Raw genomic sequence first — 19444 nt, forward strand, 5'->3', positions numbered from 1 at the left:
GTATGTCACTTTACCCGCGGATCGGGGTAAAGTGACATACGCGTCATTTTCTTTATGGGATTTGAGCCAGGTTTTCGCCGCGTCGGGGGCCGGCGAAGACGTCACTTCCGAAACGCCCGACCAGTTTCGCGGCCATGAGCCGGCGGTATCGTTCCTGCCGCCATCCGGTCGGACTATGATAGATCCCCACCGCCCGCCAATAGTCGCGCGAAGAAGCCAGCCCGGTCAAAAAAATCCATCGCGCAGCATTCACATTGAAACAAGCATCATGGGTCAGCCAGTGCCTCACACTATCCGGCGGTGCTGAAAGCATGCCGGCGATCTTCGGGACCCAAGAGCTATTCACCTGAAGCGGACCCAGATCATGACTACCGTTGGCATTTGCCACTTCTGCTCCGATCCAGCCTGCCTCCTGATCACGCAGGCCCCAGAGCGTACGCTCCAGCCATGGCCGACCTCCTGCTGCTTGATGGATGCAACGGGCGATCTCCGATTCAGGTGCGACTTCCGCGGCGATCCCCTTGATCGGCAGGAAGAACGCCACACCCAGAACAATAACGCCCGGGAGCGTAAACGGCTGTTTCCGGCATAGAGTGCTGCATGGGCTGCGGGTATCGCGGGCGCTAGCGATCGCGGGATTTTGAAGTTTCATCTCGGTCTTGTTCCTTGGAAGAGGCACTGGGTTTCGACTGTAAAGCGAGAGAACTTTTAGGGCCGCCCGGACCAATCAGACGGTCGAGAAGACCCTCCAGTGCTTGCGCTACCGACTGCACGCCCGGCATGAGGCGCCCTTTAACGCCGGTTGCGGAATTGCGTTGCTCCAGGTCCCGGGTGAGGCGACGGTCGCGCTGCTCCTGCCGGCCGCGTTGCTGCTCCTCGCGAAGCTGGCCTATCCGCGCCGCCTGACGCGTGCCGAAGGTGTGGGCTGCATTACGATCGAGCCGTCCCAGACCCTCTAACGAGGAACTCTTCTCGCCGCTGTAGCGCTCAAGCTTACCAATCAGGGCATCTGTGCTCTCGGTCCACAGTTTTACCCCAAATCGCGCTCGGGTCACTGCCGTGTAGAAATTCTGCCCATTCACCAGCCCCGACCCCACCGGTGCGAGAAGGTATGCGCGTGCGTAAGTCTTGGACTGGGCTGAGTATACCGTCTCTGCATACCCATGGTCCCACGTCTTGTGCGCGGCAAGGTCGACCACCATAAGTTCGGACTGCCTATCCCAGCGAACTGCAGCCAGCGATCCATCCAGCGCCAGCACTGTGCCGCGCTCAGCATTTTTGAGCCCGAGCTCACGGCTCACCAGGCGCCACTGGATGCGGTCGCCCACCGCAAGTGCCCTGTCGTCCTTGTTGAACACGTTGACCTGCCGAGCCTGGCTCAACCGCGGATCCCAGCGTATGATACGGCCATTCTCGTCGATCAGCCGGATCATGTGACGGCCGGTCAGGTCCTGACCATGCCCAAGCACGCGATATTCAACGTCGCGTGCGAGCCCAAGGCCAGGATTATCGCGCGAGAAAGTCACTACCTGTCCGCCCGAGTAGAAACGGGCATGCATCTTCTGCGCGTCCGTCATGCCAGCGGGGGTGAGCACCTGGAGGCGGATATCCTCAACCCCGAGCAATCCTTCGTTCTTCAATACGCCTCGAATCATCGCATTCACGAGTTGCCGCTTGGCATTGTCCAGAACGAGAATGTTGGTTGTAGCCCGGCTTTCCGGCGCAAGCCGCGTCCATTCCGAAACGAGATCCCGGGCCAGCGCCTCGGTGTCGTCGCCGGTGACCACCTTGTCGAGGTGTCGAAGCGCCGCTGCGTAGTGCCCTTCCCGCACCAGCATTACCGCCGCCTTCATTGAACGGGTTTCCTGACGCAGCGACTGGGATAGCTGGACGGTCTGCAGCCCGAGGCGTTGAAGCAGCCAGAACGCCTTGCCCTGTTCGATGGCGCCGGTCTGCCTGTTGTCTCCCAACAGAATGAGGTGGGCTCCGGTACGCCGGCTGATCTCGAGAACCCGCAGTGCCTGGCGGGTGCCAAGCTGTCCGGCCTCGTCGAGGACCAGCACATGACGATCGGTGACACCGCGTCCACCGGTAGCGAGCAGACTGGCCACCGTCCGGGACTCAATGCCCGCGCTGTCACCGAGATTGGCAGCCGCCGAGGACGTCGGTGCGAGCGCCACAAGTGTCATATCCACCTCGGCTGCCTGCCGCAGCGCGCCGACAAGCGTGGACTTTCCTGCGCCCGCGACGCCATGGATCCCGGTTATGCGGTTCGACGATGTCGCGATCTCTGCAACGGCCATTTCCTGGGCTGGCGTAAGGTTCGAGCGTTCCAGCGCTGCCAGCAGGCGATCCGCGCCAGCGATCGGCCGGATGTCGTCAATGCCAAGGGCGAGTTGCTGCGCCAGGGCCAGCTCAAGCCTGGCCGTGCGGCGGGTTGTTCGGCCTCGTGTGTGTGTGCGATCACCCGTGCGCTCATGCGTGGCCAGCAGTTTCGCCTTCGCCTCATGCTGGTCTGCAAGGTGCCGGATGTCGGAGAGCCGAACATCCCCGACATGCGAGGCAAGAGCCAGGCGCAGCATCCGCCCCAGATTGTTCACCGCCTCGCCGGTTTCTGCTTGCCGGATGCCGTAGAGCATCGCGTGGGCAGCCGATGCACCAGCATCCTGGAGTTTGACTGCTTCTCCCGTTCCTGCTCTGGCGCGCGTGTCCTCCAATGCTGCGAAGTGCGGCTTCGCTCTTGCGGTCCACCTGTCCGTCAACTCTTCCAGGGATGTCTTCTCCTTGGCGCGCCGGGTCGCATAAAAGGAACGGCGCCTACCGGCCTGGCCCGTCAGGCCATGCTCTGCAGCATGGGCATCGATCTGCTCGGCGCGCTGCGACATCTCGGCGATCATCGCGCCTGGCACACCGACGATTTCGAACGAGCCCTTATGTGGATCGCTTACGACCTGATAGCCGAGTTCGCGCAGATCACGAGCCAGTTCGTTACGATAAACCTGTCCTGCCACCATCTGCTCGGCATACATCGCGCGGGTTTCAAGACTCGCCATCTGATCACTGCGGGCCGCATTGGTCATGTTGAGAACGACCACATGCGTGTGCAGGTGAGGATCCAGTTCCCGGCTGGCGTGCTCGGTGAACCGCGCAAACAACAAGCGGCCCGTGGTCTCGTGCCGCACCTCACCATCGACCCTCCGGCGAAGGGCCGCATGCTCCTCGAGATAGGAGAGCGCCGCATCGACGGCCCTCTCGTGCGAGGCCAGAACGCGCTCGTCCTTTCCCACCAAAGCCATGATCGACACGGATTTGGGCGCATTCACCGCAAAATCCCATCCGGGATGATGCTCGATGGTGCCGCCGGTTCTGTGCCGGCCCAACTGCTGCCCCTCCAGCTTCCCAGCGAGAAGGGTCCGAAAGATCTCTGGGTCCACCTTCCCCTCGAGCCCCAAGTCGGACGCAATCGCACCGCCCCATTGCGAGGGTTCTTCCCCACCCTTGGTGTAGTAGTCGCCGACCGCATAATATCGTGCGATGTTCCCTGGCGCTCCCTTCAGACGGCGAGGATGGATCATGCCGGCCGGGCCTGATGTGCAGGACCATTTTCCCGGTCGTATACATCGAGTTCAATCCGCACCTTCCCGCGGGCGGGGGCCAGTATCGCCGCACGCGAGGGCGGCACTGCGGGTTGTTGAGCGGGAGCAGTCGCGGCTGCGTCACCCCTGACTACTGGAGTGGCCACCTCGGGAGTTCGACGCCCGTTCTGTTCTGCGGGGATGTCCTCCTCGAGAGATGCGGACATGCCCTTGTCAGTTTCGTCGCCGCCTGTTGTTGCGATGGCTGCCTGGCCTTCGCTGTCGCGCAAGGGCGGCCCTGCACGCTCAACGAAGCCTTCCGCGATCGTCGGAACAATATTGAAGGTATCCTCGAAGCGCACGACCGGAAGATTGCGTCCGAAACGTAGGAAACCTGAGAGGTTCGGAAGGTTGGTCACCTCCGTATGCATCACCAGCGGCCGGGTAACCTGCATACGAGAGAGGTTCACGCCGTCGCGCATGTCGTTCACGCCATAAGACATCCCCTCGTTCGCTTCGACCTGTTCGACCTGCCCCAGATTCTCGGACACATGCTTTGCGGTGGGGGTATCGTTTGCCCTCAGCGCCACCCAGGTAGAGCAGTAGCCGGTTATGGCTGCTGCATCCTGGATGCCGTAGGTGGCTTCGAGTTGGGGGTACGACTGGAAGCCAAGGATCCCGCATCCTCCATACTTCCTTGCGCGCGCCAGAAAGTCCGACAGGGAGGGCAGTTTCTGCAGCGTGGGCAACTCGTCGATGACGCAGTAGAGGCGTCGCTCGCGATCCGGGTCGAGGCTCATGATTGCCGAGATCGCGATGTCGAGCCACACTGTAATGAGCGGTCGCAGGGATGGTAACTGGTCGGCCTTCACGGTGATAAAGAGCCAACCATCGTCCTCTTCGTTCTCTACCCATTCGCGGATCGAGAGACCTTTGCGTGTATCGTCGAGGTAGGCAAACGAGCGCATGACCGATGCCAGTTCGGCTTGCACGCCGGCCGATGTGCGCTCACCCTCGACGCTGATGAAAGCGGCCGCATCGGTACCTGCGGCAAACGCTGCGAGATCCTTCAGCTTGGAGCGCAGCAGCCGATCGAGGAGGATCGAGACTAGCATCTCTTTCTCCTGAGCAAGTTTACGCAGGACAGCGACAAGAGTGCCGCGGGCAGCCTTTGCCCAGAACGGATCGCCGGCCTTGTCGGGTATCGTCGATTCCGCGATCTGGTCGTAATGATACTCGCGCGGTACATCGCCCCACGGCGACCATTGGCTCGAGCGGGAGTCCAGCGGATTGAGAAGAACGTCGATGCCGGGCCGGTAGAATCTCTCCACGAACGTGCCGGCGGTATCGTAGACGATCGCGCGCTTTCCGGATGCCCGTATCCCGTCGAGCATCTTGACGATGAGGTTGGTCTTCCCGGTGCCGGGTGCCCCGCACAGGAGGATGTGCTCGGGCTCAAAATTGCTGGGGACGGGGACGCCGCCGATAGCAAAGCTCCCCTTTTTGTGGCGTTTCATCTGCCGCCGAATGGTCCTGACGGTGCCGAACCGGGCGCCGCGCAAATACTGGTTGGAGCCAAGGCCCCGGCCCGTTCGGGTAAAGGTAAACCACGCGCATGCCAGTGCGACGAGCGTAAAGGCTCCGGCGACAAGCGCTCCTTCGATCAGAGATACTTCCAGGGCATGGAGGCTTTGCTTCGCAATCCCGGATGCCATCAGCCAGTCCGCGGAGGTCCAGTACTGCTTGCCCGCCGGAGTTCTGAACAACACAGGATCGTTGGTTCCCGGCGCTGCATCCGTCTTGAAGGTCGCCTCGACCACCTTGAGCAGGACGAACCTCTGGTAATCACTAAGGTGTTCCAGCACCCACCAACCGGCCCCCACTATCCAGAGCGCGATCCCGGCAAGGACGGTCTGAAAGAATACCTGCGTGGTCATGCGCACGTTGTGAACGATGGCCTGCCCGCCCCGCGTCCAGGAGCCAAGCGCGTCGTTTCGAAAGATGCTCACGAGTTGTGCTCGGGGTCGAGGAGACCGCGCTCGCGAAGCTGCATCCTCGCCTCCTTCATCCCCTCCTCGAGCATCTCGGGACTCCGTCTCCCGATCGACGTCGCGACGATCGAGAGCGTCTGAATGCACGTGGCGAGGATTTCGTCCTGCGAGGAATAGATATACCGGCCGCCTGGATCTGCTGCCTGTTCAAGGACCGAACGGATGAACGTCGAGAAGGGAAGCTCGGCTCCCGCCGCGCGCCGGTGCAGGCGGGCGTGAAGGTCGGCATCGAGGCGTACGCTGAGGCGTATCATGTCGAGACTCCGAATACTGGAGCCACGACCGGACTGTCATGAAGCGCCCTGACAAGTACAGCATCGTTCGGCGCACATCAACGAATTGCTGAAATCAGCATGAAGCTCCGTGCGGAATTACATCCGATGTCTGGCGGACATGGACGACAGAATTTACGCGTGAATAAGAATGGGTTCCCCTTGGCCCGACAATGGTGGTCTGCTCTGTCGGACATTGTCGATGATAGGTGTCTAACACGGGTGACGTCATTAACTTGTTGAACAAAAGTCATTTCTTTGGCGCAGCACCCGTGCGTACGGTGCATTACAAACGGCCTTGTGCCGTGAGTAGCTCGCTTCGCAGCGCCTTCGCGCTGCGCTGCCTCGTGCCGGAAGGCGCGCGGCGCCCCGAAGGGGCATTCGTTTTCTTCTTCCGGCGGCACGCCGGCCATCATTTGGTCGTTGCATCGCGGTATCCATCTGCGTGATAAGGCGAGGCGGCGGGCAGGTTCTTTTCCGAAGGAAACGAAATGCCCAAATTGAGTGATCGAGAAAAACTGGCGAAGATCGAATCAGACCAGCGTAATCTCGCCGTGGAGGCAGAGACCGTCCGACGCGCGGTGCGCGCACAATATGGCGACCTTACCCATGCCCTGCCGGTGGAACAACTCACCGAGCGTGAATTTCGCGAGTTGATCGGACATGCTGTCAGGGTGGGCGGAATTACGGCCCTGCGTGCCCTGAAAGATCTCCCTTCAGGGACTGCCTGAATCAGACTGTTCGCCGGGACGGCGTCCCAGCGACGAGCACGGCGAAGCCGCGCGCAGGAGGCCGGTGGCCCTTTGGGCCATCGCATCGTCAGGCGACGGGCGGGACCCGTAAGGGTCTCCCCCCTGAGCCTGATGATCCGGGTGCCGACAAAAAAAGAGGCCGATGTGCGGGAGGAGTTCCCACACATCGGCTTCGTTCGTTGGATTCCTGGGCCTCTAGCCAGAGATTGTGGACGTCACCGTCGCCTTGAGAAACTGGGCCGGGATCCCTGCGCTTCGCACCAAGCGTGCTAGATGCGATTGCAGCCCGTTCCCCTCGCAAACGAACGCCTCGACCGGGTTAAGACGGACGAGCGCCTCGTTACGCGCAAACCCTGCCCGACGCCCTAACGAACGCCACCGCTCGAGCGAGAAGGCGATGATCTTCACCCCGTTCGCTGCAGCCCAGGCCGCTGCGATCGCATCACATCCCTTTGCCTGGGCTGTGGTCGCAAGCACCATTGCCGGGATGCGCACTTTGATCGTGTCCAGTCGATCCCAGACCTGGCGATGATCCGCCCAGACCTGTCCGCCGGAAAAGATCACGATCGGCCCGCTCGGTGCGTGCTCCTCGTTGCGACGACTGCGGCGGGCCGCAAGGAAATCGCTTGCGGCAATAACCGAAGCCGTGCGCTTGCTCGACGCGAGCGTTCCACGCGGGGAAGACCAGGGCCTCCCCGTCTCGACACGGTAGAGATCGGCCGCGTGATCACGCATGCAGGCGACGGCCTCACGCGCTTCGTCGAGACCTTGGCAGAGCGTCTGGGCATCCTCCATTGCGGCTGCGGCAATCTCGCTGCCATCATTGTCGCGGATCATGTCGCGCAGTTCGCGCGCGGCCTGGTCTGCCTGACCGTCGAGTTGCTCGGCCACCTTGTGGAAGCTGTGAACGATGCCCCACACGAGCCGATCCGCGATGGATGCGAGCCGCGTGTCGCGCAGTACGTCGAAAAGCGTCGTCACCAGCAGTTCGGTCCCCATCTGCATCTCGAAGGCGCCGGGCATATCGAGATCCATTGCCTCATCAGTGCGGACGATACGGACGTCCCCAACCCGCGGGGAGAAGGCGTCCTCGAAGCGGTCATTGGGCTCCGCAACAGTCTTGTCAGTAAAGCGAAGGCCGGGCTGTGCGTTAAAAATGGTCATTTGAACCTCCTTATCTTGAAGAGGTCCTCCCCACGGCGCGGGCTCCGAGCAGCGGGGTCAAGGATCGCGAAGCGACCGCGCCAGCGGCGATGGGGGTCACGATTTTCTTCGGCGGCAATTGAGGTCTGGCGCGGGGCTTGACGATGCCCCGCCGGGGAAAATGGTGGGGCCCCGTCGTCCTTGAGGCCGCTGCGATCCCGTGCCACACTTGGAGGACTTGATAGATAGAAGAAGAGCTGTCCTTGCAGGGGCTCAATGCTCCTGCAAGGACACCGGTCTCATCAGGGTACGGCCTCACCGAAAGACCTTCAGGTCTCACGACCCTGCCAAGTGCCCCCCATGCCGGGGCACTCTCTCGGCGAGGCTCGACCATACCGCGCGACCGCCGGCCCATGGACCGGCGCTGCGCAGGGTACGGCCCGATTTCGTGGGCCGTGTCCGGCAGGTCTGGCCACGCTCCATGACCTTTATGTCGGCGGCACGTATGCCTCGAACGGGTTGCCGTCATGAAGATGCCCGAACGGTGTCATCACGAACTCGCCGTTGTCATGGCCTACCGCGCAGATCACGTAGCGCGGCTCGCCCGTGGCAGCATCAGTGCATTCCATCAAGGCAAGGTCACCTTGAGTGGCCGCGTCGAGCAGGGTCTGGAAGTTTGTCCGGTGTGCTTCCGGTATCGCCATCACCATGCCCTCCCGGTCCGGCTGCGAGGGAGCGCGACATCGGGTGCCTGGTCCGTTTTGCGGAAGGCGTGGATGGGAACGCCTGCCTTTCGCAGCATCTGGTAGAGGTTTGCCTGCACACCCGACCCTTCGCAGAGGACTGCCTCCACGGGCCCCAAATCGAGAAGCTTGCGGTTACGGTCGAACGCCTTCTTCATGCCCGATCCGTACAGGCGAAACGAGACAAGGGGCACCTTGATGTCCTTACGGGCGGCCCACCCTGCAGCGATGGCATCCGCTCCACTGCGCTGGCCCGTGGTGACCAGCGTCATCGACGGGATGCGCGCGTGGATCGCATCGAGCCGCTCGAAGATCGCCGCATGATCGTGCCAGACCGAAGGGCCCGAGAAGACGACCACCGGTCCCTGCGGACTGTGACGCTCACGCGCGGCAAGGGTGCGGGCGCGCAGGAAATCGAGAGCATCGATCTGGCTCGCGCTGTGCGCCGAGGTCCTGCTGCCGCGTGCCGGCGACCAAGGCCAGCCCGATAGCGCGTGGTACGTCTCGGCAGCAAAGTCGCGCATGGTCTCGATCGCTGCGCGTTGCTCGGCGACGGACTGGCATTCGAGCTGCTTGTCTTCCAGCTCCCGCGTATAGACCTCGCTCATGTCGGGGGTGCGGACGAGTTCGCGAAGGTCGCTGGTGAGCATGTCCTCGCGTCTCTCGAGCTTACCCGCAGCGAAGTGGAACGAGTTCACGAAACCCCAAGCGATCTCGGCAGCAAACGGCTCCAGACGTGTATCGGTGAGGAGGTCGAAGATACAGGCGATCACGCCGCCGCAGTCTGCCTGGGCAGCCAGGGGATCGGGCATCTCGGCGTCGGAAGCGGGCTCTCCCGCCTCCACGATCGAGAGTTCGAGAGGCTCACCGAATGCTGCCCTGAATTCAGGAGTCGCGGTCATTTGCGCGTAGAGTTCGCTGAGGTCGGCGAAACGGTGAATGCTTTGCGGGTGGGTCCGTGACATGGTCTTGTCTCCGATGACAGTGCGCAAAAAAGCCGGGGAAGGCGATGCCCTCCCCGGCCCCTGCTGGTTTGTTGGCTGTTTGGCGCGCCGGTCAGAACGGGATCGCGTCATCGAGCTCGGCAGCGTTGCCGGCACCGCTGAACCCGCCTTCGGATCCGGCCGTGCTGTCGCCGAACCCACCTCCTTCCCCGCCTTCATAATCGCGGCGCGAAGAGCCACGGCTGACCGGCGCGAACACGTCCCTGGGCGGCTGACGACGCCATGCGACGCGGAAGCCCTCCTCCTCGTCGCCGAACAGGGCGATCGGGAGCGGTTCGGGCAGGCTGGGATCGTCGATCGAGCCTTGGAGGAAGGCTTCGCCCGTCGAGTTGCGGGCGACCGCTTCCCACAGTGCGCCGACCTGAACCCACCGGTTGCCGACGTTGAGCGCGAGGATTTCGTAAAGCGGTGCGCGCTCGTTCGGGCTTTCGACCGAGCGCAGACCAAGCTGCGGCAGGTCGATTGTGCGGGTGGCGATCCAGCCACGCATGCGACCGTTGACGACCTTGAATTCTCCGATGTTCATGAGACTGTCCTTTGACTTCACGTCACTCGGACCATTCCGAAATGACACCCCTCAAAGTCCGTCTCTCCTCTCAAGCCCTTCTCATCCGGTTGCGCGACACTTGCGTGCAGGGCGCAATCGCGCGGCCAATCCCTGCAATTGCGAGCGCATTATGTTCATGATATGTTCGATTCAACAAACAGCTGATGGCTGACCTTGAAATGCATACCTGGCTTCGGAACTATGATCCCGACCTTCCTCTGATCGATCGTATTAACGATCCCGCTTCTTCGGACGTGGAGATCGAACTCGCGGCCCGGTCGCTGCACGTAGGGCTCGATAGCGGATATTACGATGCCGAGGCCCTTGCGGATGCGATCGCGGCTCTGTGGGCCGAGATCGACGCGGGGATCATGAGCGATACGAGTGATGCCCGCGCGGCTCTGCGAAACCTCCTGGGCTGCGGCGATCCCTATACCCGCGCCCTGTACGATACGGTTCGACATCTCGAGGCGGAAGAAGCCGCACTGCATCTGCACGAGCATGCAAGGATGATGATGGTCCGCGCCGACACGGCCCGGCTGGCGTCAAAGCAGCGAGAGCAAATAGGCTAGATCAAAGGCGAGAAATGGGTCGTCTTACCGCGCAAGCGCGATGCCAACTCCGATGTCGAGTTCGGCCCAGGCACGATCCGTTGTCAGCGCCGTCGCACCTTGGGCTTTCGCAAATGCAAGACATGCCCGGTCCCCTAGCGAAAGACCTGCATGTCGAGTTGCCGTCCGCAGCCGCCCGGCCTCGATCGCCATCGCGGCGTCAAACGCATGGACCTCTAGATCAAGCAGCAGAAGTACCTCGTCGATCGCGGCATCGCTGAAACCGCGATCAGAAAGCTTGGTGACGACCTCCGCAAGATTGACGGAGCTTATCGGGGCCGTACGAAGATGGCCCTCGACCGCTTCCGCCCCTGCTTCTTCCTGTATCGCGGCAAGTACGGCCGAGGCATCAAGAACAAATTCAGTCACGGGCGGCCTCAGCCCGGCGATCTGCAATCAGTTCGTCAGCCAGACTTACACCGGGCGTCAGATGAGCGCGTGCGATCGCGCGCACCCGTTGGAGCGCTGAGGCAAAGGTACGCACCCGAAGTTCGCCATCGACGACTTCAAGCCGCACATCCGTGCCATCGGTCAAACCAAGTTCCTTGCGCACGTCGGCGGGGATCTGCAGCCTGCCCCCGGAAACGACCCGGCCTCTATAAGCGGTCACGACAATCTCCATTCATTCTGTAGCCAATTGCATAGCATGTCGAGATATCGCAAGCGATACATTGAATTTCATTCCTGTCGGATCGGCAGTTGGGCGTTCCAATATCCCTTCCACGCGCTTTGCGGTTCATGCGGGTACCCAACCACAGGACATTTTCATGTGCCCGCTCGGGCCGAGAGTGCTATCGTCATCCAATGGAAACCGCATGCACAGACCTTGTCGAGGCAGCACTGGAGTTTGCAAGGGCCGCCCATGCCGAGGTCGGACAACGGCGCAAATACACGGGCGAGCCCTACATTGTGCATCCCGTCGAGGTCATGACGTTGGTGCGAAAGGCAGGAGGGACAGCCGAGATGCAGGCGGCTGCGCTTCTGCACGATGTCGTGGAGGATACGCATCGCACGATCGATGAGTTTGCCGGAAAGTTCGGCGAAAAGGTCGCGCTCCTGGTCTATGAACTGACCGAGCCACTATCGGAGGGTAACAGGGCTGCGCGCAAAGCGCGTGAAGCCATGCGGCTTGGCTCCGTTTCTCCAGAGGCCCAGACTATCAAGTGCGCCGACCTCATAAGTAACATGCGCTCGATCGCACAGCACGATCCTGCTTTCGCGAAAGTCTACTTCGTCGAAAAGGCCGAAATCCTCCAGCATATGACGCGCGCCGCCCCGGATCTCCACAAGCGGGCATCGGCACTGCTGGAATAGCATCTCGCCCGCGAGTTGGTGCGCCGTGGAGTATTCAGGTCTCGGGCGGCCGGTCATGCCGTGTGATGAAAATTCGCAATGCTATCTGCGCCAAGCCATCGGCTATGCCTAGCGTGCTCAACCGATCGGTTTCGAGTACTTGGCCCAGATTATCTGGAAGATCCGCATAGATCCGCGCGACCCGCAGCGCATGTGCAGCGGTCGGCAACTTACACGGACTGGTACCCTGCCATTCCACTTCCACCGGGTCGGCCCCGGCGACAGGCGCCGGTCCAAATACCTGGACAAAGAACGTGTTCAACGGACGGTCCCAACCGATGACAAGCGTGCTGAGGCCTTCTTTCGCAGGAAACTCATAGCGGCTCATTGCATCAATGCTCCTGGCTTTCGGGAACTGGTAGGTGCTTTCGTGCCATGCTCGGCGCAGGAGCATCCCTTGTATCGTTCCCGATCTGGGAGGGATTGGCGGCGCTTGGCCATCGACAGACCCCACCAGCCTTGACGGAAATCCTTCGGGCTAGGGTAAATCCGCGGACATATCGCCCTGCGGCTTCACCGCCTCCCATCTGGCGATCAGGTCGCCTTGTGCGTCGCATGCCAGGCACCTCTCGCTGTCATAAGTCGAGCCAAGAACCCAGGCTTGCATCGTCCGGTCCCAATGCGCACAGGCCTCGCATATGATGTCGGCACTGCCGCAACGCGGACAAACTGGTTGCACGGCGCCTGGAGGAGCGGGCGGTGGATCGTCCTCGGGAACGGGGCGATCTTCGACCGTCACCTCAACGCTGAGTTCGGGACCCCGCAGGTTGTGAAAGTTGCTGGCCGCAGCCCGATCGCGCGCCAGCCTTTCAGCTTCGAAGGGGTCGGGTGCTTCCAGTTCGAAAGTTTCGCAGGCGTATATGAAGTTGCCGCTAAGGTAGCAGACCGTCGCCAGAAATTGGCAGCATTCGTGGTCGTGCGGTGTGGCCATCACAGGAACCTTTCCAGGAAAAGTTGTCAGATCTGGGTCGGACGTGCGGGCTCGCAGCTGCGCCCGCGGGAGAGTTCAGCTGACTTTCTGAAGCAGGCGCCGAGCCTTGCCTTCGAGATCGAGGCGCGCGTCCTGATTGGGTTTCGTGCGCGCAAAAGCCGTGATGCCCTGGACGAAGTCGTAGACCGAGGCGGGCGGCTGGCCTTCCTCGGCGAGGACCGCTGCGATGATCCGGCTGGTATCCGTTTTGGAAAAGCCCTGTCCGCGCAGGAAGGTCTCGCGATCCTCGTCTTTTCGCGCGACGATGCGTTCGCGTGCCGACTTGATGCCATCGACGAAGTCCTGCGCGGACGAGTCAGCGAACTTCGTCAATGCAGGGGACGCCTGCTGCGCAAAACGGCTGGCCGCGAACTTGGAGTGCCGGATATTGATCTCCTGGAAGTTTTCGACGCCCCACAGGTTCCTGTTCATGCACACGGCGCGCAGGTAGAACGTGGCAATGCCAAGGGACTTCGAGCCGACCTCGCTGTTCCAGCAATAAAACCCGCGAAAGTAGAGGTCAGGATCACCGTTTGGCAGTTTGCCGGCCTCGATGGGATGCGTGTCATCGACAAGGAACAGGAAGACGTCGCGATCCGAGGCGTAGAGCGTCGTCGTCTGGGCGCTGATGTCGACGTAAGGGTTGTAGACCATCGAGCCCCAGTCGAGAATGCCCGGGACTTTCCAGCGGGTGTCACCCGTACCGTTGCCGGCGAAGCGCATGACCGCCTCGACCAGTTCATGATCCCAGATCCGGCCGTAGTCAGGGCCGGTCACGGCACGCAGTTGCGTACGCGCGGTACCTGTCTCCAGAAGTTTCACGTGCTCGGCCCGGTGAGACAGCAGACCGTGCTGAAGGTTGATCCCGGCCAGCGCCGCCGGAAGCTCGCGCAGGTATCCAGCCGGGGCGCCGACAAGGCTGCACAGCTGCCCGAACGACCAGTGCGTCGGCGCAATTGCCTGCTCGTCACCCGGGGCCAGCAGAGCCAGGCCGTCGGTGTCCTGGCTACGGGCCTCGACCCGAAGGGCGCGGCTCTCGATGACGCGCGTACGCGCATTCTCGGCGCGCGCACGCACATGACCGTGCAGGTCATCCAGCGAGAGGAAGCGTTCGTCGTCGGGGCGGTTGAACCATTCGGACGAGACACGCCCGACTTTCTCGCCCTTGCTGATATCGACCTTGAAGCCGCCCTTGACCGCGTCCTGGCTTGCCGCATTCATGGCATTGATGATGGTGTTCATGGCAATGCGATCTCCATCTGAGGATTGAAGCGATCAGCACCCAAGGCGCTCACCGCATCTCCCTTCCTCCCTCTTCCCTCCCAGCCCTGCGGAGGGCTGATGTCCCGTCAGTGCGGGTCCCTGCGGACAGTCCAAGCCGAGGATGGGTGTTGTTATCGGGCGCACGTGCGTCTAGGGCACCCGCGATCCCGGCCGATGACGGGCCGGCCGGCACGCGACCACGTACCTGGCCTGGCATCGGCCGGGATCGACGTTGCGGACCATCACCTGCTGTCCCGTTGTCAGCCGTCAGCGGCACCGATGAGAGAACGTAGCTTCGCCCAAGCCGCCCGTTCGCCGGCCTCGACGCCGCGGGTGAAGGCTTGCGAATAAAGCGCAAACGCGATCGCTGCCATCACGGGACTGGTGCTTGAGGGAATCAGCGCCAGAACCAGCCCTTCATCGTCGAGGAGCTCGAGCATTGCGAGATCATCACGCTCCTGCGGCGCAGCGACACGGGCGCTGCTATCCAGCCCTTCGAGGTCCCGGTTGAAGGCCTCGATGAACTGGAGCGTCGCTGCGGGGTTGGCGGTATCGGTGATCGTGAAGGATTTCATTGCACTGTCCTTTCGAGGTGGCCGACGGCATCTCCGCCGACCACTCCCTGCACCCCCCTTTCCTCCCCATGGCCGGTCCATTCCCGGCCCTGGCATCCTTGGCGATCAAACTTGATCAGGTGCCATTGGCGTCACCGAATGCGCTGCTGATCGCCTCGAGGATCGCCATGCACCGATCGATCGGAACGAACAGGCGGGTCTGAAAGCGGATGACCTCGGTGAAGCAGCCAAGCGTTTTAAGCCGGGTTAGGCGTGGCGCGCCGAACCCGCGAATTTCGATGCGCTGCTCGTCGTTCACATGGCTGCGCACCAGGGTCGCACCCGGCAATTGCGGGATTGCGACATCGTCGCCGGCGCGCACCGCCGCGACGATCTCCTTGGCTGTCAGGATACGCGATGCGGCGATACCAAAGGCCGCGCTCACTTTGGCAAGACCTGAGTGCGAGACGATCCTGCCCAGAAGCGAGGCGCCTGTGGCATCTTCGATGCGCCAGACGCGCACATCGTCATCGGGCAACCGGTTCCAGATTGGGAGCAGCAGGCCGGTGGCGATAGTGATGGTCTCGATGTCGATGCGCTCGGCCAGCTCGTCGGCCTCCGCCTGCCAGCCCTCGCGGAACGCGGCCTCGTCCACCTGCTCCCAGGCGCTTTCGACAAGGCGCTTGTCACGCATGCGTTCACGCCCTCCCGGGCGGATGAGTTCCCACACCTCGATGCGTTCACCGTCATCGCCCAGGACCGCGTAGGACGGCACCCTGAGAGCGACACGGCCGGAACGGGCATTGCTGAGAAAGTCCGTACGGCTCGTATCGCCCCACTGCGCCAGCACGGCATCGAGGCGGATCGGTCTGCGGCGCCGGTGCATCTCGATGTTCGACAGCCATGTTTCCGCGCCGGTTTCCCGGTCACGGCGGAGCAATTGGCGCTCGACGGGCACGATCCGCTCGACCTTGATCGTCTCGACGCCGACATCGAGGGTTCCGCGCTCGCGCGCAGCGTCGATGCGCGCCTGGATGAGCGCGAGATATTCTTCGAAGATCGCGTTCTGGGTACCGATGCGCAGCGCCAGCAAGCGGTTCAGCCAGCGCTGGATCGGTGGCAGATCGTCGAGCAGCGTGCCGGTTTCCTTCTCGACGATCCTGAGGCCCGTCATCGCGACGAACCTGTCGAGCGTGGTGCTGGCCAGCTTGCCCCGCGCCAGCAACACGTACCACTGGTGGAGAGCATCGCGGGCAAGATCGCTTTCCAGGTTGTCGAGCGGATCGAACAGGTTCTGGCCACCGGTCTGCCGCTGGCCGCGGGTCAGTGCGCCCAGACTGTCGAGACGACGCGCGATCGTGGAGATGAAACGCCGCTCGCCGCGGCAGTCTGTCGTCACCGGCCGGAAGATCGGCGGGGTTGCCTGGTTGGTGCGGTTCGTGCGGCCAAGACCCTGGATCGCCGCCGCTGCCTTCCAGCCCGGCTCCAGCAGGTAGTGAACCCGCCGCCGGTCAGCGGTCGCGCAGTTCCTGTCGGCATGATAGCTGCGCCCGGTGCCCCCCGCATCGGAAAACACCAGGATCGGCTTCGTGCCCGACATGAAGGCGTGAGTCTCGGCAATGTTCGAGTTGGCCGAGCGCCTCTCGATCCGCTGACGCCCGGCCGCATCCAGCACGATCCGCCGCGACCGCCCCGTGACCTCGGCAAGCCGCTCGGTCCCGAAGTGGGCAATGAGGGCGTCGAGCGCAGCGGGGATCGGCGGCATGGCACACAGCTGCTCGATGAGGTCATCGCGCGCCTGAATAGCGGCGGGGCTCAGGACCGGTTGACCATCCTCGCCGACCATGGGTTCGGAGCGCAGCTCGCCGTCCTCGCCCTTGAACACGCGCATCTGCCTGGTTGGGAAAGCGGCCTTGAGGTACTGGATCATGAGCTCGCGCGGGCTGGTCTCCACCTCGAGATGTGCGCGTTCTGTCGGGGTTAGGCTCGCCAGCTGGCGATCGAGAGCGGCCTGCGAGGTGGTGACGAGCTGCACGACCGGCTGGCGCCCGGCAGCGAGGTCCTGTTCCATTGCGGATATGAGACTGGGCAGCTTCATTGCGATCAGGACCTGGGAGAAGAATCGCTGCTTGGCGCTTTCGAAACGCGAAAGTGCAGCGCCCTTCGCCTGGCCGTTAAGCGACTTGCCTGTGAAGCCATCCACGATCCCGATCTCTTCGAGGACCCGATCGAGTTCTGCATGGATGATCGCCCATGCATCGGCATAGGCGTCATAGACCTCGATCTGCTCGCGTGTGAGCTTGTGCTCGAGCGGTTCGTACTCGACCCCGGCGAAGGTGAGAGCGCGCGCCGTGTACAGGCCCATGGCCTTGAGGTCCCGGGCGACGATCTCCATCGCCGCGATGCCGCCCTCGGCAATGGCGGACATGAACTCTTCGCGGGTAGCGAAGGCGGCATTGCCCCACAGTCCCAGACGCGATGCGTAGCACAGGTTGGCAGGGTCGGTCGCGCCGGTCGCACTGTTGTAGAGGACGCAGGCGCGCGGCAGCAGGTTCTGCAGCCTGACACCGGCCAGGCCCTGTTCCGAACCCTTCTGCGTACCGAACCGGGTCTCCGTCCCGGCTGCATTGGCCATTTCATGGGCCTCGTCGAAGACGATCAGCCCGTCGAAATCTTCCCCCAGCCAGTTCAGGATCTGCTGCAGGCGCGACTGGGTGTCGTCGCGCTGAGAGCGCAGCGTGGCAAACGTCAGGAACAGGATGCCGCTGCCCATGGTGATGGGCTTCGACAGCGCGAAGGCATCGAGCGGTTGGACGTCGATGCCGACACCGCCAAGAGCCGACCAGTCGCGCCGCGCATCCTCAAGCAGGCTTGCACTCTTCGAGATCCAGACTGCGCGCCGTTGGCCGCGGCACCAGCGGTCGAGAATGCAGGCAGCAATCTGGCGCCCTTTGCCGACACCCGTGCCGTCACCCACCATGAAACCGACGCGATAGACGGCGCCTTGCTCATGTTCCTCAAGAAGCGTTCCGGCGCTATTCGGATTGAAGCGCCCAGGCAGATCGCGACCGAAAGCCTGCCCTGCATAAATTACCGTCTCGAGCTGCGCGTCGGAGAGTGTCGCGAGCGCCCTTGGCGGCAGCATGGGTCGGTAGTCGGGCACCGGCGGCAGGATCGAGGACATCGCCATGGATTCGACGAGCTGGTCGGGATGCGGACGCACCTGCGGCAAACCGATACGGGCGAGGCGCCAGGGGACGTAGATGCCGATTGCCTCGCCCCGCGCAGGTGGGTCATCGAGGAGATGATACTCGGCCGGTTCGGGCTCGTTCCCGGTCTGGTAGGGCGCGGCCGGAGCCATGGGTCGGGGTTTCGAGATGCCGGCCAGAAGCCCGGCCGATCGGCGAATCGGAAGCACTGGCAAGCAGTCCGGTTTCGCCACGGGAATAACGGGATCGGGCCCACGTAAGAGCGAGGCGTGCATATTCCTCGCGGCTGCCCCCGATGCGCCGTGATCGATAATTCGGTCCGGAATGCCGGCAAGCAGCTCAGCGGCTGCCACGAGATCGGCCACGAGATGGCGTTGCGGGACACCGCTCCAGCCCTTGTCGAAGACGATAAGTCTTATCGAGATCGAAGTCCCATGTGGTGCGTAAGGTCGCCCATCGATGGTCAGCTCGAAGCGAGGAGGAACGATACTCGCGGCTTTATCGTAACCTTTCGCACCGCTGCCATCGCGCGAAAAGGACGGCGACATGATGGCGACGCATCGTCCGCCCGGGGCGAGGCTGCTGAGCGCCGAGGCCAGGTGACGCGCGCCGGCGTGGCGGTCGCGGCCACGGCTTTCCGACCGGGCGAAGGGGGGATTGATCAGGACGATATCGGGCTCGCGTGGGTCGGCGAGCAGGGCGTCGATGAACTCGCCATCGTGCATCGTCACAGGCTGCCCGAGCGCCAGAGAGAGAAGGCCAGCGCGGGCCTCGTCGCGCTCATTGAGCATGAGCTCTGCGCCGGCGGCCATGGCGGAGGCTGCCAGCATGCCCGTGCCTGCCGAGGGTTCGAGCACCAGATCGCATCTGCGGATCTGCGCGGCACATGCGGCGAGCCACGCGAGTTCGAGCGGCGTGGAGAACTGCTGCATCTCGACCTGCCGCTCGCTGCGATAGGTCTGCGTCGGCAATTGCCGGGCAAGCCTCTCACGCGCCGCGAACGCCACTTTGCGATCACTGGTCTCACAAAGACGCAGCGATGGATCGAGCATCATCAGAACCTGGGCCGTCTCCATGGCCTCGTAAGCGTCGCGCATCGACCATGCGCCAGATGCGCCCGTGGAGTCGAACGCGTCCGTCATGATTTTCGAGAGCGTCCTGCGCTGAAGCGCGCGGCCGGTGGCAAGATAGTCACGGATGCCGTGAGCGGCCCGGAGAAGACGGAAGGCCCTGGCAGTTGCGGCCGGATTATCAGAAGCGTGAGCCCCGGCATGCGAAGCCGCGTCGAAGAGTGGAAGTGTCATGAAACAATACTCCGTCGCCGCCTGCATCGACATGCCGGCGCGAGTGGCTGCGAGGCCCGCCCGATGTCTTGCGCGGGAGGACGTGGGAGGGTT

18 protein-coding genes are annotated in these 19444 nt (G+C 62.8%); 3 read left to right on the top strand and 15 right to left on the bottom strand.

Annotated features, from left to right (window positions below):
• Nucleotides 1-52: 52 nt before the first annotated feature.
• The 4 genes from ACFFDA_RS08365 to ACFFDA_RS08380 are packed head-to-tail and all read right to left on the bottom strand — an operon-like array spanning nucleotide 53 to nucleotide 5880.
• A complete protein-coding gene (locus ACFFDA_RS08365) occupies nucleotides 53-652 on the bottom strand; it encodes a lytic transglycosylase domain-containing protein (protein ID WP_404478661.1) in 600 nt (199 codons plus the stop codon).
• Nucleotides 624-3575 carry a MobF family relaxase gene (gene mobF / locus ACFFDA_RS08370; protein ID WP_404478662.1) on the bottom strand — a complete coding sequence of 984 codons (2952 nt, stop codon included), beginning with the start codon at nucleotides 3573-3575 and terminating at the stop codon, nucleotides 624-626. The genes ACFFDA_RS08365 and mobF overlap by 29 nt, the downstream gene beginning before the upstream one ends.
• A complete protein-coding gene (locus ACFFDA_RS08375) occupies nucleotides 3572-5584 on the bottom strand; it encodes a type IV secretion system DNA-binding domain-containing protein (protein ID WP_404478663.1) in 2013 nt (670 codons plus the stop codon). The genes mobF and ACFFDA_RS08375 overlap by 4 nt, the downstream gene beginning before the upstream one ends.
• Nucleotides 5581-5880 (bottom strand): CopG family transcriptional regulator, encoded by a 300-nt coding sequence (locus ACFFDA_RS08380; RefSeq protein WP_404478664.1) that lies wholly within the window; start codon nucleotides 5878-5880, stop codon nucleotides 5581-5583. Before ACFFDA_RS08380 ends, ACFFDA_RS08375 begins: the two co-directional genes overlap by 4 nt.
• 509 nt (nucleotides 5881-6389) lie before the next feature.
• Between ACFFDA_RS08380 and ACFFDA_RS08385 the strand changes: the two genes are divergently transcribed.
• Nucleotides 6390-6629, top strand: coding sequence for a hypothetical protein (locus ACFFDA_RS08385; protein WP_404478665.1), 240 nt, complete (start codon nucleotides 6390-6392; stop codon nucleotides 6627-6629).
• Between the two features lie 216 nt (nucleotides 6630-6845).
• Here ACFFDA_RS08385 and ACFFDA_RS08390 read toward each other — a convergent pair whose 3' ends face one another.
• The 4 genes from ACFFDA_RS08390 to ACFFDA_RS08405 all read right to left on the bottom strand — a co-directional run bounded on the left by ACFFDA_RS08390 (nucleotide 6846) and on the right by ACFFDA_RS08405 (nucleotide 10066).
• Nucleotides 6846-7814, bottom strand: coding sequence for a DUF2493 domain-containing protein (locus ACFFDA_RS08390; protein ID WP_404478667.1), 969 nt, complete (start codon nucleotides 7812-7814; stop codon nucleotides 6846-6848).
• Between the two features lie 467 nt (nucleotides 7815-8281).
• A complete protein-coding gene (locus ACFFDA_RS08395; protein WP_404478668.1) occupies nucleotides 8282-8497 on the bottom strand; it encodes a DUF6117 family protein in 216 nt (71 codons plus the stop codon).
• On the bottom strand, nucleotides 8497-9501 hold the full coding sequence (locus ACFFDA_RS08400) for an SLOG family protein (protein WP_404478669.1): 1005 nt from the start codon (nucleotides 9499-9501) through the stop codon (nucleotides 8497-8499). The genes ACFFDA_RS08395 and ACFFDA_RS08400 overlap by 1 nt, the downstream gene beginning before the upstream one ends.
• A 91-nt stretch (nucleotides 9502-9592) precedes the next feature.
• Entirely contained in the window at nucleotides 9593-10066 is a 474-nt protein-coding gene (locus ACFFDA_RS08405) for a DUF736 domain-containing protein (protein ID WP_404478670.1), read from the bottom strand.
• Nucleotides 10067-10251: 185 nt separating this feature from the next.
• Here ACFFDA_RS08405 and ACFFDA_RS08410 point away from each other — a divergent pair, with 185 nt between their 5' ends.
• Nucleotides 10252-10659, top strand: coding sequence for a hypothetical protein (locus ACFFDA_RS08410; RefSeq protein WP_404478671.1), 408 nt, complete (start codon nucleotides 10252-10254; stop codon nucleotides 10657-10659).
• A gap of 24 nt (nucleotides 10660-10683) precedes the next feature.
• Here the strand turns inward: ACFFDA_RS08410 and ACFFDA_RS08415 are convergent, their stop codons facing one another.
• Both ACFFDA_RS08415 and ACFFDA_RS08420 read right to left on the bottom strand, forming a co-directional pair.
• Nucleotides 10684-11067 (bottom strand): type II toxin-antitoxin system VapC family toxin, encoded by a 384-nt coding sequence (locus tag ACFFDA_RS08415; RefSeq protein ID WP_404478672.1) that lies wholly within the window; start codon nucleotides 11065-11067, stop codon nucleotides 10684-10686.
• Nucleotides 11060-11308, bottom strand: a complete 249-nt coding sequence (locus ACFFDA_RS08420; protein WP_404478673.1) for an AbrB/MazE/SpoVT family DNA-binding domain-containing protein — start codon at nucleotides 11306-11308, stop codon at nucleotides 11060-11062. Before ACFFDA_RS08420 ends, ACFFDA_RS08415 begins: the two co-directional genes overlap by 8 nt.
• 194 nt (nucleotides 11309-11502) lie before the next feature.
• Here ACFFDA_RS08420 and ACFFDA_RS08425 point away from each other — a divergent pair, with 194 nt between their 5' ends.
• Nucleotides 11503-12012: an HD domain-containing protein gene (locus ACFFDA_RS08425; protein WP_404478674.1), complete on the top strand. Its 510-nt coding sequence runs from the start codon at nucleotides 11503-11505 to the stop codon at nucleotides 12010-12012.
• A gap of 34 nt (nucleotides 12013-12046) precedes the next feature.
• Here the strand turns inward: ACFFDA_RS08425 and ACFFDA_RS08430 are convergent, their stop codons facing one another.
• The 5 genes from ACFFDA_RS08430 to ACFFDA_RS08450 form a co-directional block, all read right to left on the bottom strand.
• Nucleotides 12047-12379, bottom strand: coding sequence for a hypothetical protein (locus ACFFDA_RS08430; protein ID WP_404478675.1), 333 nt, complete (start codon nucleotides 12377-12379; stop codon nucleotides 12047-12049).
• Between the two features lie 150 nt (nucleotides 12380-12529).
• A complete protein-coding gene (locus ACFFDA_RS08435) occupies nucleotides 12530-12982 on the bottom strand; it encodes a hypothetical protein (RefSeq protein ID WP_404478676.1) in 453 nt (150 codons plus the stop codon).
• A 75-nt stretch (nucleotides 12983-13057) separates the two neighbouring features.
• Nucleotides 13058-14263 (bottom strand): DUF932 domain-containing protein, encoded by a 1206-nt coding sequence (locus ACFFDA_RS08440; RefSeq protein WP_404478677.1) that lies wholly within the window; start codon nucleotides 14261-14263, stop codon nucleotides 13058-13060.
• Nucleotides 14264-14544: 281 nt separating this feature from the next.
• Nucleotides 14545-14859, bottom strand: a complete 315-nt coding sequence (locus tag ACFFDA_RS08445; RefSeq protein WP_404478678.1) for a hypothetical protein — start codon at nucleotides 14857-14859, stop codon at nucleotides 14545-14547.
• Between the two features lie 115 nt (nucleotides 14860-14974).
• Nucleotides 14975-19351 carry a strawberry notch-like NTP hydrolase domain-containing protein gene (locus ACFFDA_RS08450; protein ID WP_404478679.1) on the bottom strand — a complete coding sequence of 1459 codons (4377 nt, stop codon included), beginning with the start codon at nucleotides 19349-19351 and terminating at the stop codon, nucleotides 14975-14977.
• Nucleotides 19352-19444: the final 93 nt, after the last annotated feature.

It is taken from the genome of Novosphingobium sp. BL-52-GroH, assembly GCF_044813085.1.
In the GTDB taxonomy this organism is placed as follows: domain Bacteria; phylum Pseudomonadota; class Alphaproteobacteria; order Sphingomonadales; family Sphingomonadaceae; genus Novosphingobium.